This is a genomic window from Faecalibacterium sp. HTF-F (genome assembly GCF_023347535.1).
Taxonomy (GTDB): Bacteria; Bacillota; Clostridia; order Oscillospirales; family Ruminococcaceae; genus Faecalibacterium; species Faecalibacterium wellingii.
Window position 1 is genome coordinate 2,672,485 of sequence record NZ_CP094473.1, and the last position, 16,311, is coordinate 2,688,795.

Genomic DNA, 16,311 nt, shown 5'->3' on the forward strand with positions numbered 1-16,311 from the left:
TTGTGTGAGACCGATGCAATTCTCAATCTCTATCAACTTTCTCTACCCTTATTATATGCATCCTTGCAAAAAAGTCAAGGCAGCGGTATTTTTTATTTTTTCAGTTTGCGGCATCCATACAGATTCTTACATTCGTTGTTGCCATGCAAAAAAGCGCCGCTCTCCCTTGCCGGGAAAGCGGCGCTTTGTGTTTTGCAGTGTCTGCTTACAGGCTGCGGTTGCGGATCTCGGCAGTCACCTTTGCGATGAATGCATCCAGTTCCATCGTGGTGGTCTCGCCCTTGCGGTCACGCACCGAGATGTTGCCTGCCTCGGCTTCCTTGGCACCCAGAACCAGCATATAAGGCACACGGTCCACCTGCTGTGCCTCGCGGATCTTGTAGCCGATCTTCTGGTTGTCGTCGTCCAGCACAACACGGACACCGGCTTCCACCAGCTTTTCGGTCACGCCCTCGGCGTAGTCCAGCGTCTTTTCGGAGACGGGCAGCACCTTGACCTGCGTGGGAGCCAGCCAGGTGGGGAACTTGCCCTTGGTCTCTTCGATCAGGTAGGCCATGAAGCGGTCCAGAGAGCCCAGAATGGCGCGGTGCAGCACCACAGGGGTCTTTTCGGTGCCGTCCTTGTCCACGTAGGTCAGATGGAACTTGGCGGGCAGGCAGAAGTCCAGCTGGCAGGTAGACAGGGTGTACTCGGCACCCACGGCGGGCTTGACGTTCACATCCAGCTTCGGGCCGTAGAAGGCAGCCTCGCCGATCTCCTCGGTGAAGTGGATGCCCAGCTCGGTCAGCACTTCGCGCAGGGCCTGCTCTGCATGGTTCCACATGGCATCATCGTCGTGGTACTTCTTCTTATCGGCGGGATCACGCAGGCTCAGCACGCAGCGGTAATCGGTAATGTTGAAGTCCTTGTACACCTCAAAGATCAGGTCGCACACGTTTGCGACCTCGCTCTTGATCTGCTCCGGGGTGCAGAACAGGTGAGCATCGTTCTGGCAGAAGTGACGGCCGCGCTCGATGCCCTTCAGGGTGCCGGAGGACTCGTAACGGAAATCGTGGGCGATCTCACCGATGCGCATGGGCAGGTCACGGTAAGAATGGGGACGATTTGCGTAGATCATCATGTGGTGGGGGCAGTTCATCGGGCGCAGAACATAGCTCTCGCCCTCCATCTCCATGGCGGGGAACATGTTCTCACGGTAGTGATCCCAGTGACCGGAGGTCTTATACAGGTTCACAGTGCCGATGCAGGGAGTCATAACGTGCAGGTAGCCGCGTGCACGCTCCTTCTCCTTGATATAGTTCTCCAGCTCCTGCCAGACAGTGTAGCCTGCGGGCAGGAACATGGGCAGGCCGCGGCCAACCAGATCGTCGGTCATGAACAGGCCCATTTCCTTGCCGATCTTGCGGTGATCGCGCTCACGGGCCTCCTGCTGCTCCTTCTCCCATGCGTCCAGCTCTTCCTGATTGCGGAAGGCCACGCCATTGATGCGGGTGAGCATCTTGTTTTCCTTGTCGTTCTTCCAGTATGCGCCGGACTGCTGGGTGATCTTGAAGGCCTTCAGCGCCTTGGTGTAGGTCAGGTGGGGTCCGATGCACATATCCACGTACTCGCCCTGCTGGAAGAAGCTGAACTCGGTCTCCTCGGCCAGATCCGCCATGTGCTCGATCTTGTAGTTCTCCTTGCGCTCTTCCATCAGCTTCACGGCCTCGGCGCGGGGCAGGATGAAGGGCTTGATGGGCAGGTTCTCCTTGACGATCTTGCGCATCTCTTTTTCGATGTTTGCCAGATCCTCGTCGCTGAGCTTCTGGTCGCCCAGATCAACGTCGTAGTAGAAGCCGTTCTCGGTGGCAGGGCCGAAGGCAAAGTCAGCCTGCGGATACAGGCGCTTGATGGCCTGCGCCATGATGTGGGCTGCGGTGTGGCGGATAACGTGCAGCTCCTGGTCCTGCGGGCACTCGTCCACATGGCCGTCCTTATAGATGATCTTCATAATGCTTGCTCCTTTGACAGATAAAGTAAAACAAAAAAGCGCTTCATCCCGCACACTTACTCACGGGATGAAGCGCCTGAAAAAATCAGAAACGTTCCACGGTTCCACCCGAATTGCACGCCTCTGCGTGCCACTCGCTGTGCTGTAACGGGCGCACCCGGCAGAGGTTCTCCTCTGCGCTCTGCGGTGGTAGAGCTCCGGCACATGGCAGGCTGCTTGCAGCACCCTTGCGGGGCAGCCCTCTCTGGGTCATGGAGAAACGGGAACTCAGTTTGTCCGCATCATCGCTTTTACAGGATGAAACTACGCTGATTGTAGCACGTCCCGCTGAAAAAATCAAGAGACGCAGCCATGAAATTTTTTCTTCATTTTTCTTCCTTCGGCTGCAGAAATTCCGAAAAAAGCTTGCTGGTGCGGAATCCCTGACTGGAATACAGGCTGTGATAGCCGGAGAACATATAGCTCAGGCCGCAGGCCAGCGCCATCAGCTCAAACCCGGCACCGCTGAACAGCTCAGCCGCCAGCACAATGGAAGCCACCAGCGTATTGGTCGCCCCGCAGAACACGCACACCAGACCCACTGCAGCAGAAAAGCCCGCCGGGAGCCCCAGCAGCGGTCCCACCACGCAGCCAAACGTTGCGCCGATGTAAAAGCTCGGCACCACTTCGCCGCCCTTGAAGCCCACGCTCAGGGTCAGCACCGTAAGCACCATTTTGCACACAAAGTCCCACGGCAGAGCCTGCTCCAGCTCAACGGCATCCATAATGACATCCATGCCGGCACCGTTATAGCGGCCCACCCCCATCAGGTAGGACAGCGCCACCACAGCCGCACCGCCTGCAGCAGCCCGCACCCACGGGTTCGGCAGCAGTTTGGGGATTTTATGCTCAAAAAAGTGCAGCATCTGGCAGAAAATCACCGCCACCACCGCACAGCACATGGCCAGCACGGCGGTGCGCACCACCGTCCGGGCATCCAGCGGCGGTGCTTCCATCACAAACCGTGTGGGCGCAATGCCGGCCTTCAGCGAGATGCTGTATGCAATGAGCGCCGCCAGAAAGCCCGGCACGAACGCCACGGTCAGCATCAGACCCACATCCACCACCATCATCGCAAACAGGGTCGCGGTCAGCGGCGTACCGAACAGCGCCGAAAAAAATGCCGCCATACCGCACACGGTAGCCGTGCGGCAGTCATGATTGTTGAAGTGCAGCACCCGGCCGATGTTCCAGCCGATGCTGCCGCCCATCTGCAGCGCTGCGCCCTCGCGGCCGGCCGAGCCGCCGCACAGATGGGTGAGCACAGTGCCCAGAAAGATGGCCGGGACCAGCCACGGCGTCACCGAGCTGCCGTCCTGCACGGCCCGCAGCACATCGTTGGTGCCCTTGCCGACACAGCCCGTCGCCTTATACAGAGCCGTGATGGCGATGCCTGCCGCAGGCAGAAGCCATAGCAGCCAGACATGCTCTGCGCGCTGCTCGGTCACCCATTCCACTGCCAGATGGAACAGCGTTCCGATACCGCCGCACAGCACGCCGGTGCACACAGCCAGAAGCGTCCACCGGAACAGCGCCAGAAGCGAGACCCGGATCGCTTCCTTATAATGCAGGAACCATTCCTTTATTTTCCACATGTTTCTTCCCCACACCTCTCTTAATTTCGATCTGATTTTGTCTATACGCGCCAAAACATAACATGTTTTTCTATCAATGTCAACCAAAGAACGGCAAAGGATCTTATACAACTTTCACATGCCCGGTAAAACAAATGCCAAAGGCCCCGCTTCTTTGTGCGCAGAAGCAGGGCCTTTGATCTGGTTGCCGTTTAAGATTTTGGATCAGAAAAAGGAAAAAGGAGAACAACGGGCGCTTGTCGGGGCGAGGCCCCTCCATCTGCTTTCGCAGACCGTTTGGTCACTCGAAAGCCCCACCGGGGCTTTCGCTGCTGACGCAAACGCGATCATCACGCTGCTGCGCAGGGGCCGGTGTCGTGCCGGTGCGCCTGCACCGCAGCGGGACAGCTGTTAGAATCCGGGAGTTTTACTCCACATCCTGCAGGGCGGCAAAGTCCTCTTCGCCGGTGCGGATCTTGACCACGCGGGTCACGTTGTACACAAAGATCTTGCCGTCGCCGATATGGCCGGTGTACAGTGCCTTCTTGGCTGCCTCCACCACAGCGTCCACGCTGATGCGGGAGACGATGACCTCCACCTTGATCTTGGGCAGCAGGGTGGTATCCACGGGGACGCCGCGGTATTTCTCGCTGGTGCCCTTCTGGATGCCGCAGCCCATCACCTGCGTGACCGTCATGCCGGTGACGCCCAGATCGTTGAGGGCGGTCTTGAGCTGGTCGAACTTGGAAAGCTTTGCAATGATGGACACCTTGTGCATACCGGTGTCGTACACGCCATCGTGGATCACGGGAGAAGCTTCCCGCACCACAGGAACGGCAGCGCTGATCTGCTTGTCGGTTGCCTTGGTCACATCGTCCTCGCCGAGGTCGGTGTTCTCGTTGGGCACCATGACAGCAGAGTTTGCATCGGAGATGGAGAAACCGGCGTAGGCAGATGCCAGACCATGCTCGTGGATGTCCAGACCGTCGATCTCCACCTCTGCGGGAACGCGCAGGCCGATGAACTTATCGATGAGCTTGAAGACAACGAACATCACCACCACCACATAGATGTCAACGGTCACGAGACCCAGCAGCTGGGTGCCCAGCTGTGCTAGACCGCCGCCGTAGAACAGACCGGCGTGCTCGGTGTTGGCACCGGTGGAGAACAGGCCCACCGCAATGGTGCCCCATACGCCGTTTGCAAAGTGGACGGAAACTGCACCAACAGGGTCATCCACCTTGGCGATGTTATCGAAGAACTCAACGCTCAGAACAACGAGCAAGCCGGCCACAAAGCCGATGAAGAATGCGCCGAAGGGAGAAACGGTATCGCAGCCTGCGGTGATCGCCACCAGACCGGCCAGAGAACCGTTCAGGGTCATGGAGACATCGGGCTTGCCGTAACGCAGCCAGGTGAAGATCATGGTCACACAGGTGGCAACGGCTGCGGCAAGGTTGGTGTTGAAGCAGACCAGACCGGTCATGGTCATGGCCTCGTCGGTGGCAAGGCTCAGAGAGGAGCCGCCGTTGAAGCCGAACCAGCAGAACCACAGGATGAACACGCCCAGAGCACCGGCGGTCAGGTTGTGGCCGGGAATGGCGTGAGGCTTGCCGTCCTTGTCGTACTTGCCGATGCGGGGACCCAGCATCCATGCGCCCAGCAGAGCGATGACACCGCCCACGTTGTGGACTGCTGCGGAGCCTGCAAAGTCATGGAAGCCCATGCTCTGCAGCCAGCCGCCGCCCCACATCCAGTGGCCGCAGATGGGGTAGACCACCAGCGAGATCGCAGCAGAGTAAACGCAGTAAGCCTTGAAGTTGGTGCGCTCGGCCATGGAGCCGGAGACGATGGTGGCAGCCGTTGCGCAGAACACGGTCTGGAACACGATGTAGACCCACAGCGGGATATCCAGACCCAGATGGCTGTAATCGCCCTGAATGAACGGATCGAAGCCGCCGATCAGTGCGCCGGTGCCGCCGAACATCAGGCCAAAGCCGATGATCCAGTAGCACGGGGTGCCGATGCAGAAGTCCATCATATTCTTCATCAGAATATTACCGGTGTTCTTGGCACGGGTGAAACCGGCTTCACACAAGGCGAAGCCCGCCTGCATAAAGTAGACGAGGAACGCTCCCACGAGCGTCCAACAGGTGTTGATGGAGCTGAACATAACTTTTCATACCTCCCACGAATGTGATGCCGCAAGGCCACCAGAACCTTTTGGCGTGTGCGGTGTTCCCCGTGCCGATCGCACGTAGGAACGCTTCATTTGCACTCAGGAGACCCTCTATCTTCCCCCGAGCGGCAATATCCCCGAAAACACAAAAGGCGCTGGCGGAATCAATTCCGTCAGCGCCTTTGCTTTCGATGGCAAGAGTATAGTCCCTTTGTGCAAAAGTGTCAAGGGCTCATGTCAAGGTTTTACGTTTTTCACAACACGAAGAAAGGGAATGCGGCAAAAGTTTGGCAAAACTTTGTTTTCCGATACACTAGTCATTCTTTTCCGCTTCTGTGTCGTTTTCTGCTTTTTTGTGACCGGAGCGGTGTCCGCCCTGCATTTCCCAGTGCAGCATCAGGCTCATCATGGCGCGCAGCGCAAAGGTGGCAGCCAGCGGCACCACCGACTCCAGATTCTGCAAAAGGAAGGTCTTGGCGATCTCCGCCGACATCAGGAACTCCAGCGCCGTGGTCAGGCCGCTGCTCATCTCGTGGTGGAAATCATGATGATCGTTGAAGAATATCGTCCGGATATAGTGGTAGGTCGCCTTGGCCAGACTGGTAATGATGATGAACAGTCCGATCACTTCGGCCAGACCCGCGATCATGGGCACTGCCGTCACCAGAAATCCTTCCAGAACTTCCGTGACAACGGTGTTCAGATGATAAAGCCATCCCATAGCGGCATCCCCTTACAGCAGGGTCTTCACGTATGCTGCCAGCTCCTCATCCTTGCAGGAGGCGAAGAACAGCTCGCTGAACTTTGCACCGGCGACAGCGCCCTTCAGCAGGTCCTGATCGATGCTCTTCAGGCACTCGATCAGCGGCTTGAAGGTGGCGGCACGCACGCCGTCCAGGATCTTCTTGTTGCGCTGCTCAGGCTCCACGCGCTCCTTGGGGTAGCCCTGACCGTGGCCGAAGCCGAACAGCTTCTCGAAGCAGTACTCGAGGTTCAGCTCACCGCCCCAGCCGAAGCCCTTGGCAAACGGCATAGCAACGGCGTTGCCGTCGTTGACGTGGGCAAAGGTGTAGGCGTCCACGGGGTCCTCCACATGGCCGCAGATAACACCGGGGAAGCTGTTCAGGGCCAGCATGGCACCCTCGCCGGTGCCGCAGCCGGTGATAACGTAGTCGGCAGCGCCGCTGTTCAGCAGGATGGCGGCCAGAATGCCGCACTGCACATAGGTCAGCTGTGCAGCGTCATCGGCGGCGTACATGCCGTAGTTGACCACCTCGTGGCCCATGGGCTCCACCACCTTTTTCAGGGCGGCTTCAATGATGCCATTCTTGGCTGCCTGACTGTTCTCGTTGATGAGTGCGATCTTCATAGTAGTTTCTTCTCCTTTTATGATCTTCTCCTGCAGGTGCAGGTGTTATACAAAGTCCTCCCGCATGGGGGTAAAGAAGTCCAGCAGGATGCCGGCTTCCAGACAGACGCAGCCGTGCATCACGCCGTCCTGCTTGAGCAGGGTGTCGCCGGGGCCCACCTCCCGGGTCTCGTCCCCGATGGTAAAGCGGAAGCGGCCCGACACCACATAGGTGATCTGGGTGTGGGGGTGGCAGTGCATGGCACCCACGCCGCCGGTCTCAAAGGTGTTTTCCACACACATGGCGTCCCTGCCGTAGGCCAGGATGCGGCGCTGCACCCCGGGGCCGCAGGGTTCCGGGGCAATGTCGGCGTGGGGCACCCATGGCATGTCCTGATGGTTTTTCTCCATTCTATTATATTCCTTCCCTGTGAAAAAGCAAAAAACTATCCGCAATATTTCCTCCGTATTGGAAAACCTCGAAGAAAAACATAGCAGATAGTTTTATTTACAGCGTGCTCGCCCTCTCCGTCAGCGCTCACGCGCTGCCACCTTGTTCCCCTTTCTGTCGCTCACGCGACATCTTCCCCCGGCCGGGGGACGTCTATCATAGTGAGAGGCCTTGGCAGTCTACGTAAAGTTACCGGTTTCGCCAGAGGCTCTCCCTTTGGGAGAGCTGTTGAGCGAATGCGAAACTGAGAGGGCGAGGATGCTATCCTTCTGAATTACTGGGGCTGCTTGCCGATGTAGGCCAGAATGCCGCCATCGACGTACAGGATCAGGCCATTGACAAAGTCAGAAGCCTCGGAAGCCAGGAAGACAGCGGGTCCGCCCAGATCCTCTGCCTCGCCCCAGCGGCCTGCGGGGGTCTTGGCAACGATAAACTGGTCGAAGGGATGACGGCTGCCGTCGGGCTGGATCTCGCGCAGGGGTGCGGTCTGCGGGGTAGCGATGTAGCCGGGTCCGATGCCGTTGCACTGGATGTTGTAGGCGCCGTACTCAGAAGCGATGTTCTTGGTGAGCATCTTCAGGCCGCCCTTGGCAGCAGCGTAGGCGGAGACGGTCTCACGGCCCAGCTCGCTCATCATGGAGCAGATGTTGATGATCTTGCCGCCGCCCTGTGCGATCATGTCGGGGATGATGGCCTTTGCCACGATGAAGGGAGCGTTCAGGTCAACATCGATGACCTGACGGAACTGAGCAGCGCTCATTTCGGTCATGGGGATGCGCTTGATGATGCCGGCGTTGTTGACCAGAATGTTGATGTGGCCCACTTCCTCGGTGATCTTTGCCACCATGGCGTTGACGGCGTCCTCATCGGTAACGTCGCAGACATAGCCGTGAGCCTTGATGCCTGCTTCTTCGTAAGCAGCGATGCCCTTATCCACCAGCTCCTGCTTGATGTCGTTGAACACGATGGTTGCACCGTTGGCTGCCATTGCCTTTGCAATCGCCATGCCGATGCCATAAGATGCGCCGGTGATCAGCGCGACCTTGCCGGTCAGATCAAAAGATTTGGGAGTGCACTGTGCCATAATAGAGTCCTCCAATCAAATTGTTCCTTTGCGGGGAAGCCCCGTTCTTGCCTTGCAGGATGCCCAAAGCCGAACCTCGGTTTTAGCATCCTTCTTGTATACAGGGTAGCATTCTTTTTGGGCTCTGTCAAGGCATTTTCTTCCGCATTTTTGCTGTATTTTTATTTTTCCGGGAAAATTTTTCGTGAAAAGTCGTGCAAAGCCGCAAAATCCCGGTTTTATCTTGTATACACGGTTTCAGTCATTAGCGGTGCGCACAATTTCGGCGGAAAAATTTGGGCTTGTTGACAAGAGCCATCTTAAGTCATCCAGACAAGGTTGCACCTTTTCTGCTGCGCGAACGCTCCCACAGGGAGCCAGCGCAGGCAGATGCCGTTTATCGTTACGACCTTCTCCGTGAAGAAGCAAATCTGGAAAATCCGCAGATTTTCCAGATTTGCAAATATAAAAATAATTTTTCCGCTGAATATATTACCCCAGCTTCTTTTTCTGCTGCCGTGCCACAATGGGCATCAGCAGGGAGGCGGGCAGCAGCTTCTGCGCCGTGGTGCACGCCCGCATAAAGGCCGAGGGCACGATGATGGTCCTGCGGTGCATCATGCCGTGCATGGCTTCCTGTACGCAGAACTCCGGCGTGATGCCCCGGAGGGCAAACACCACCCCTGCCCGGTCGTTGAACTCGGTATCCACCGGCCCCGGGCAGAGCGCACACACATAGACCGGGCTGTGCAGCTCCTGCAGCTCCCGGGCAACACCCCGGGTCAGGCTGACCACATAGGCCTTGCTGGCATAGTAGCCCGCCATATAGGGCCCGCCGGGCAGCAGCCCCGCCGAGGACGCCACGTTCAGGATGGTGCCGCCGCCTGCCGCGTGCATCCTGCGCACCGCAAAGCGGAACAGCCGCGCCATGGCTTCCACATTCACCCGGATCATTTCCTCTTCCCGGGCGTCGTCGGTCTCCAGATAGCTGCCGCACACGCCAAAGCCCGCGTTGTTGATAAAGATATCAATGGTCTCCCCCTCCAGCTCCTTGAAAAGACGCTGGCAGTCCTCTTCCCGGGCAAGGTCTGCGGGCAGGATGCGGCAGGGCGTGCCCAGTTTTGCGGCCAGTGCTTCCAGCCGGTCGGTGCGGCGGGCGGTCAGGATGAGCCGGCAGCCCAGCTTTGCATAGCGGCGTGCAAACTCCTGCCCGATGCCGGAGCTTGCGCCGGTGATCCATACAGTCTTTGACATATCTTTTCTCCTTCTGAACCCTCTCAATCAATGCCTTTCGGCATTGCCTGCTCCCCCGAAGGGGAAGCTTTTGTACAGCAGGCCTTCTCGGTTTGAAAATGTAAAAGAAAAGAGTGTCCGAAACGGCTGCGGTGTTTCGGACGCTCTCATAGATTTTATTTCAGCAGGTTGTCGTTCTCGAAGTAATCGATCCGCATGGACTTGCGCACCTCGGCCAGCGTGGCGGCGGCAGTCTTTTCCGCGTAGGCGCTGCCCTCTTTCAGGATCTCCACCACCTCGGGCAGGCGCTGCTCCCACTCTTTGCGGCGGGTGCGGATGGGCTCCAGCTCGGCCTGCATGACGCTGTTCAGGAACTTTTTCACCTTCACGTCGCCCAGACCGCCGCGCTGGTAGTGCGCCTTCACCTCGTCGAGGTTCTGGTATTCCGGCCAGAACTCTGCAAAGTGCTCCGGGCGGCAGAAGGCGTCCAGATAGATGAACACCGGGTTGCCCTCCACCTTGCCGGGGTCCTGCACCCGCAGGTGGTTGGGGTCGGTGTACATGGACATGACCTTCTTTTTGATGTCCTCCGGTTCCTCGGACAGGTAGATGCAGTTGCCGAGGCTCTTGCTCATCTTGGCCTTGCCGTCGATGCCGGGCAGGCGCAGGCAGGCGGCGTTCTGGGGCAGCACGATCTCCGGCTCGGTCAGGGTATCGCCGTAAACGGCGTTGAATTTGCGCACGATCTCGCAGCACTGCTCGATCATGGGCTTCTGGTCCTCACCGGCAGGCACGGTGGTGGCGTGGAAAGCGGTGATGTCCGCAGCCTGACTGATGGGGTAGCAGAAGAAGCCCACCGGGATGCTGGTCTCAAAGTTGCGCATATGGATCTCGCTCTTGACGGTGGGGTTGCGCTGCAGGCGGCTCACGGTGACGAGGTTCATATAGTAGAAGCTCAGCTCAGTCAATTCCGGCACCATGGACTGGATGAAAATATGGGTCTTGGCGGGGTCGATGCCGCAGGCCAGATAATCCAGCGCCACCTGCAGGATGTTCTGGCGCACCTTTTCCGGGTTGTCGGCGTTATCGGTCAGGGCCTGTGCATCGGCGATCATAACATAGATCTCATCGTACTCGCCGGAGTTCTGCAGGCGCACCCGCTCCTTCAGGGAACCGACATAGTGGCCCACATGCAGGCGGCCGGTGGGACGGTCGCCGGTCAGAATGATTTTTTTCATGATGTTCTCCTTTTTTAAAGGGCAAACTCCCCCAGTCACGGCTTACGCCGTGCCAGCCCCCTCGGAGATGGGGCCTTTGGCGGTGCGGCAAAGTTTCCGGTTTTGCCAAAGCCTCCCTCATAGAGAAAGGTGGCATTGCCGCAGGCAATGACGGAAGGAGTTTTCTCTTGTTTCGCTTATTATTTTAAGTATATCCCGCCCTGCATTTTCTGTCAACAAAAGCAGCGGAAAAAGAAAAAAGCGATGGAAAACTTCCATCGCTTTGCTGGCGCCTCTTGCCTGACTCGAACAGGCGACACCCTGATTAACAGTCAGGTGCTCTAACCGACTGAGCTAAAGAGGCATCTATATAAAACGGCACATGACCGTTTTACTACTATAAAATGGTGACCCGTACCGGAATCGAACCGATGTTAAAGGCGTGAGAGGCCTCTGTCTTAACCGCTTGACCAACGGGCCATACGTCCATTTTGCATCGGGCGTTCGCTCCCGACTCGATTATTTTAGCATAGCGCAGCCGCTTTGTCAACACAAAATTTCATTTTTTTAAAAAATCGCCCGCACCCGGGCCGCGCCGGTGTGGAACAGGCCCAGCGCCAGCCCCAGATATACGCCGATCACCGTATCGTTCTGGTCAAATTCCATCTGCTGGCGCTGCGGCAGACCGGCCAGTGTGCCCCTGTATACGCACCGCAGCTCTTCCAGCCGGGTGTAGTCGTTGGGGTGCATCAGGGTGCTGTGCTTGGGCAGCTCCATGGCACCGCTCTTTTCCAGTACCTCGCTGACGAACTGGGAGCAGAAATAGTGCCGGCGGCGCTTCCAGCGGATATGCATCCCGCAGAGCGCAAGGCCGATGACGTTGAACCGGTAAAGGCTGCCGTGGGCCATCATGTGCTCGGCACGGCGGCGGGCACGGACATAGGCTTCATCGCTCACATCCAGCGCATACAGCGCGCAGGGCACATTCTCCCGCAGACGGAACACACCCCGGTTCAGGTATTCCCTGCTGGGCCCCGCTGGGAACATGGTATAGCCGTTTTTGCGGGTAGAGCTGTACAGGCAGCTCAGGTCTTCGTCAAAAGCCAGCGAAGCGTGGGTATAATTCGCACCGGTAGCAGCGTAAACAAGGTTTGAAAGCAGGGTACCCGACCGGGTGAGCAGGATGTAGATGGTCTTCATGATCTTTTTCCTTTTTATATGTAGCACACAGAAAGCGCGGGGCTGTCCTTTTATCAGATACAGTATACCACAGGCAAAGCTTCTTTGCCATGAAAATCGTCAAAATCTCGTAAATTTTGCACAAATCGGGCTGTGGATCCTGTTCCGCTCTTCCCCGCCGCGCCGTTTTGCGGGAAGGGCCGTTTTTGTGCGCGGTTTTTTATGCATCCCGCCATGCATCCCGGCTCGTCAAAATTTTATCAAAAAATTGTTTTCCCGCCGTTCCACCTTATTTTTTCAGGTCTCGCCCCCTGCTTTTGTTTCCTGAAATTGTTTCAGGCAGATAAATTTCTTAATGAAATTTGTTTCTTTTCTGCAAATAGTACGGTTTATTTATTGATTTTGCAAGGCTTTTATGTATAATGATATACAGGAGAATTTGCATTTACAAACTGCAAGCCTTCTGCGCAGCGCCCGGCCCGCCGGGAAACGCTGTGCCCTATACAGGACGTATGGATCAAACGAAAGTAGAGGTATAGCGAATATGGCAAAGTTGGATCTTACCAAGTATGGCATTACCGGCACGACTGAGATCGTGTACAACCCCTCCTACGAGCAGCTGTTCGAGGAAGAGACCAAGCCCGGTCTGGAAGGCTACGAAAAGGGCCAGGTCAGCGAGCTGGGTGCTGTGAACGTTATGACCGGCATCTACACCGGCCGTTCTCCCAAGGACAAGTTCATCGTTATGGACGAGAACTCCAAGGACACCGTGTGGTGGACTTCTGACGAGTACAAGAACGACAACCACCCCGCTTCTCAGGAAGCATGGGCTGCTGTAAAGGCTATTGCTCAGAAGGAGCTGTCCAACAAGCGCCTGTACGTGGTGGATGCATTCTGCGGTGCCAACAAGGATACCCGCATGGCCATCCGCTTTGTCATGGAAGTTGCATGGCAGGCACACTTCGTCACCAACATGTTCATCAAGCCCACCGCTGAGGAGCTGGAGAACTTTGAGCCCGATTTCGTTGTCTACAACGCATCCAAGGCCAAGGTTGAGAACTACAAGGAGCTGGGCCTGAACTCTGAGACTGCTGTTGTGTTCAACATCACCAGCAAGGAGCAGGTCATCGTGAACACCTGGTACGGCGGCGAGATGAAGAAGGGCATGTTCTCCATGATGAACTACTTCCTGCCGCTGAAGGGCATGGCTTCCATGCACTGCTCTGCCAACACCGACCTGAACGGCGAGAACACCGCTATCTTCTTCGGTCTGTCCGGCACCGGCAAGACCACCCTGTCCACCGATCCCAAGCGTCTGCTGATCGGCGATGACGAGCACGGCTGGGACGACAACGGCGTGTTCAACTTCGAGGGCGGCTGCTACGCAAAGGTCATCAACCTGGATAAGGACTCCGAGCCCGATATCTACAACGCCATCAAGCGCAACGCTCTGCTGGAGAACGTCACTCTGGATGCTGAGGGCCACATCGATTTCGCTGATAAGAGCGTTACCGAGAACACCCGTGTGTCCTACCCCATCAACCACATCAAGAACATCGTCCGCCCCATTTCTTCTGCACCCGCTGCAAAGAATGTCATCTTCCTGTCTGCTGACGCATTCGGCGTTCTGCCCCCGGTCTCCATCCTGAGCCCTGAGCAGACCCAGTACTACTTCCTGTCCGGCTTCACTGCAAAGCTGGCAGGCACCGAGCGCGGCATCACCGAGCCCACCCCCACCTTCTCTGCATGCTTCGGCCAGGCCTTCCTGGAGCTGCACCCCACCAAGTATGCTGAGGAGCTGGTCAAGAAGATGCAGAAGAGCGGCGCCAAGGCTTATCTGGTCAACACCGGCTGGAACGGCACCGGCAAGCGCATCTCCATCAAGGATACCCGCGGCATCATCGACGCCATCCTGAACGGCGACATCAACAATGTGCCCACCAAGAAGATCCCCTACTTCGACTTCGAGGTTCCCACCGTGCTGAACGGCGTGGACACCGGCATTCTGGATCCTCGCGACACCTATGCTGACGCTTCCCAGTGGGAAGAGAAGGCCAAGGATCTGGCAAGCCGCTTCATCAAGAACTTCAAGAAGTACGAGGGCAACGAGCACGGCAAGGCTCTGGTCTCTGCCGGCCCCCAGCTGTAAGCTGATCTCTGCCTGATACTGAAGCGATAAAAAAGGACGTGTTCCCGCAAGGGAGCACGTCCTTTTTGTTTTGTAAACCGGAAGGTAAACGTTCCGTCGGTTGTGTTTTCCACATTTCTGTGTTATCCCGTGGAAAAGGATGTGAGCAGAATGCAGTTTTCCTCTGCGACCTCATCCGTGAAAAAGCAAAAGAGCAAAGCCCGCCGGCTTTGCTCTTTTGCATAAGGATCAATCATTTTTCCGCTGCTATGCCCAGAGCACAGCGGAGGGCATTCCCAATCGTTTTTACTTGGCAGCATCGAACTCTGCCTCGATCTCTGCCGAGGGTGCCGGGGTAACAAGGCTCACCACAACGCAGACCACCAGAGACATCAGGAAGGCAGGCAGCAGCTCGTAGATGCCAAACACGCCGCCCAGCGGGCTGATGATGTACTTCCATACAAAGACCATCAGGCCGCCGGAGAGCATACCGGCCAGAGCACCCTGCCAGTTGCAGCGCTTCCAGAACAGGGAGCACAGCACCACTGCGCCAAAGGAGCCGCCAAAGCCGGCCCATGCAAAGCTGACGATGCCGAACACGCTGGAGTTGGGGTCGCGGGCCAGCACCACGCCCACCACGCTGATGCAGATGATGGTCAGGCGGGCAGCGAACAGGCTCTGCTTCTCGGTCAGCTTCATGTGGCCGAACTCCTGCAGGATGTTCTGGGATACGCTGGAGGCCGCTGCCAGCATCTGGCTGTCGGCGGTGGACATGGTAGCGGCAAGGATGCCGGCAAGGATCAGACCTGCCAGAATGGCTGCCAGCACGCCGTGCTGGGCGATCAGGCTGGCCACCCGCACGATCAGGGTCTCGCTGGAAGAACCGCTCAGGAACTCCAGTGCGCCCGCCTTGGTCATGCCCAGACCCACCATGCCGATGACGATGGAAGCGGTCATGGCAATGACCACCCACACGCTTGCAATGCGGCGGCTGAGCACCAGCTTCTTTTCGTCCTCAATGGCCATGAAGCGCAGCAGGATGTGGGGCATGCCGAAGTAGCCCAGACCCCATGCCAGCGTGGACGCGATGTCCAGCAGACTGTAGGAGGTGGCGGTGTTGTCTGCCGCATTGTGGCTTGCAGCCATGGTCAGGTAGCCGGGCAGGCTGCGGGCGTTGTCCAGAACCACGTCCCAGCCGCCTGCCACATTGACGCCATACACCAGCACCGCAATCAGCGCCATGCTCATGACAACGGACTGGATCAGGTCGGTGGTAGACACAGCGCGGAAGCCGCCCATGATGGTGTAGCCCACGATGACCACAGCGGACAGGACCATGGCCGCCATGTAATCCACGCCAAACAGGCTGTTGAACAGCTTGCCGCAGGCGGCAAAGCCGGAAGCGGTGTACGGGATGAAGAATACGATGATGATGACCGCGCCCAGCGCGTTGAGCAGGTTGCGCTGGTCATGGAACCGCAGGGAAAGGAACTGCGGCACCGTGATGGCATCCAAATTGGCCGAGTAGCGGCGCAGGCGGCGGGCCACGATGAGCCAGTTGAGCCATGTGCCCACAGCAAGGCCGATGGCCGTCCAGCCCGGCGACGCGATGCCGGTGAGATATGCAAGGCCCGGCATACCCATCAGCAGCCAGCTGGACATATCGCTGGCTTCGGCGCTCATAGCCGTGACCAGCGGGCCCATCGTACGGCCGCCGAGGTAGAAATCGCTGCTGTCCTCGTTGGACTTGCTGTAGACAAAGCCAACCAACAGCATTCCCACCAGATAAATCACAATGGTGGCAATGATGCAGATATTGATCATTTGATTACCCCTCTCTTTCTTCCCCTCAACGGGAACACATCTTAAATATTACCACAAAAACCTGCATTCCTGCAAGCTTTTCGGGC

At 57.4% G+C, this 16,311-nt stretch carries 12 protein-coding genes and 2 tRNA genes; 1 reads left to right on the forward strand and 13 read right to left on the reverse strand.

Annotated features, from left to right (window positions below; all coding sequences use genetic code 11):
* Window positions 1-205 precede the first annotated feature (205 nt).
* From thrS to MTP37_RS12670, 12 genes are all read right to left on the reverse strand, one after another.
* Window positions 206-1,990: a threonine--tRNA ligase gene (thrS, locus tag MTP37_RS12615; RefSeq protein WP_154260922.1), complete on the reverse strand. Its 1,785-nt coding sequence runs from the start codon at window positions 1,988-1,990 to the stop codon at window positions 206-208.
* A 365-nt stretch (window positions 1,991-2,355) separates the two neighbouring features.
* The gene (locus MTP37_RS12620) at window positions 2,356-3,624 is read right to left on the reverse strand and encodes a chloride channel protein (protein WP_249237573.1); all 1,269 of its coding nucleotides are present in this window, start codon (window positions 3,622-3,624) and stop codon (window positions 2,356-2,358) included.
* 406 nt (window positions 3,625-4,030) lie between these two features.
* Window positions 4,031-5,776, reverse strand: a complete 1,746-nt coding sequence (locus MTP37_RS12625) for an ammonium transporter (RefSeq protein WP_249237574.1) — start codon at window positions 5,774-5,776, stop codon at window positions 4,031-4,033.
* A gap of 319 nt (window positions 5,777-6,095) precedes the next feature.
* Complete coding sequence (locus MTP37_RS12630; protein ID WP_249237575.1) at window positions 6,096-6,503, reverse strand: DUF1622 domain-containing protein; 408 nt, start codon at window positions 6,501-6,503, stop codon at window positions 6,096-6,098.
* A 12-nt stretch (window positions 6,504-6,515) separates the two neighbouring features.
* On the reverse strand, window positions 6,516-7,151 hold the full coding sequence (locus tag MTP37_RS12635; RefSeq protein WP_097781014.1) for an RpiB/LacA/LacB family sugar-phosphate isomerase: 636 nt from the start codon (window positions 7,149-7,151) through the stop codon (window positions 6,516-6,518).
* A 45-nt stretch (window positions 7,152-7,196) separates the two neighbouring features.
* On the reverse strand, window positions 7,197-7,541 hold the full coding sequence (locus tag MTP37_RS12640; protein ID WP_339395980.1) for a cupin domain-containing protein: 345 nt from the start codon (window positions 7,539-7,541) through the stop codon (window positions 7,197-7,199).
* A 314-nt stretch (window positions 7,542-7,855) separates the two neighbouring features.
* Window positions 7,856-8,665: a gluconate 5-dehydrogenase gene (locus MTP37_RS12645; protein WP_097777087.1), complete on the reverse strand. Its 810-nt coding sequence runs from the start codon at window positions 8,663-8,665 to the stop codon at window positions 7,856-7,858.
* Between the two features lie 471 nt (window positions 8,666-9,136).
* On the reverse strand, window positions 9,137-9,898 hold the full coding sequence (locus MTP37_RS12650; RefSeq protein WP_249237576.1) for an SDR family NAD(P)-dependent oxidoreductase: 762 nt from the start codon (window positions 9,896-9,898) through the stop codon (window positions 9,137-9,139).
* A 155-nt stretch (window positions 9,899-10,053) separates the two neighbouring features.
* A complete protein-coding gene (gene trpS / locus MTP37_RS12655; protein ID WP_249237577.1) occupies window positions 10,054-11,115 on the reverse strand; it encodes a tryptophan--tRNA ligase in 1,062 nt (353 codons plus the stop codon).
* Between the two features lie 266 nt (window positions 11,116-11,381).
* Window positions 11,382-11,458, reverse strand: a tRNA-Asn gene (locus MTP37_RS12660).
* A 41-nt stretch (window positions 11,459-11,499) separates the two neighbouring features.
* Window positions 11,500-11,574: transfer RNA gene (locus MTP37_RS12665), tRNA-Glu, on the reverse strand.
* A gap of 87 nt (window positions 11,575-11,661) precedes the next feature.
* Complete coding sequence (locus MTP37_RS12670) at window positions 11,662-12,294, reverse strand: hypothetical protein (RefSeq protein ID WP_249237578.1); 633 nt, start codon at window positions 12,292-12,294, stop codon at window positions 11,662-11,664.
* Between the two features lie 523 nt (window positions 12,295-12,817).
* Between MTP37_RS12670 and pckA the strand changes: the two genes are divergently transcribed.
* Window positions 12,818-14,422 (forward strand): phosphoenolpyruvate carboxykinase (ATP), encoded by a 1,605-nt coding sequence (gene pckA / locus MTP37_RS12675; protein WP_097774186.1) that lies wholly within the window; start codon window positions 12,818-12,820, stop codon window positions 14,420-14,422.
* A 285-nt stretch (window positions 14,423-14,707) separates the two neighbouring features.
* Here the strand turns inward: pckA and MTP37_RS12680 are convergent, their stop codons facing one another.
* The gene (locus tag MTP37_RS12680) at window positions 14,708-16,225 is read right to left on the reverse strand and encodes a sodium/proline symporter (protein ID WP_249237579.1); all 1,518 of its coding nucleotides are present in this window, start codon (window positions 16,223-16,225) and stop codon (window positions 14,708-14,710) included.
* Window positions 16,226-16,311 lie beyond the last annotated feature (86 nt).

What these genes read in the sequence shown, in the direction of transcription:
- MTP37_RS12650 (WP_249237576.1), bottom strand. Translation starts at nt 9,898, where the DNA reads ATGTCAAAGACTGTATGGATCACCGGCGCAAGCTCCGGCATCGGGCAG.
- MTP37_RS12680 (WP_249237579.1), bottom strand. Translation starts at nt 16,225, where the DNA reads ATGATCAATATCTGCATCATTGCCACCATTGTGATTTATCTGGTGGGA.
- thrS (WP_154260922.1), bottom strand. Translation starts at nt 1,990, where the DNA reads ATGAAGATCATCTATAAGGACGGCCATGTGGACGAGTGCCCGCAGGAC.
- MTP37_RS12640 (WP_339395980.1), bottom strand. Translation starts at nt 7,541, where the DNA reads ATGGAGAAAAACCATCAGGACATGCCATGGGTGCCCCACGCCGACATT.
- MTP37_RS12620 (WP_249237573.1), bottom strand. Translation starts at nt 3,624, where the DNA reads ATGTGGAAAATAAAGGAATGGTTCCTGCATTATAAGGAAGCGATCCGG.
- MTP37_RS12670 (WP_249237578.1), bottom strand. Translation starts at nt 12,294, where the DNA reads ATGAAGACCATCTACATCCTGCTCACCCGGTCGGGTACCCTGCTTTCA.
- pckA (WP_097774186.1), top strand. Translation starts at nt 12,818, where the DNA reads ATGGCAAAGTTGGATCTTACCAAGTATGGCATTACCGGCACGACTGAG.
- trpS (WP_249237577.1), bottom strand. Translation starts at nt 11,115, where the DNA reads ATGAAAAAAATCATTCTGACCGGCGACCGTCCCACCGGCCGCCTGCAT.
- MTP37_RS12630 (WP_249237575.1), bottom strand. Translation starts at nt 6,503, where the DNA reads ATGGGATGGCTTTATCATCTGAACACCGTTGTCACGGAAGTTCTGGAA.
- MTP37_RS12645 (WP_097777087.1), bottom strand. Translation starts at nt 8,665, where the DNA reads ATGGCACAGTGCACTCCCAAATCTTTTGATCTGACCGGCAAGGTCGCG.
- MTP37_RS12635 (WP_097781014.1), bottom strand. Translation starts at nt 7,151, where the DNA reads ATGAAGATCGCACTCATCAACGAGAACAGTCAGGCAGCCAAGAATGGC.
- MTP37_RS12625 (WP_249237574.1), bottom strand. Translation starts at nt 5,776, where the DNA reads ATGTTCAGCTCCATCAACACCTGTTGGACGCTCGTGGGAGCGTTCCTC.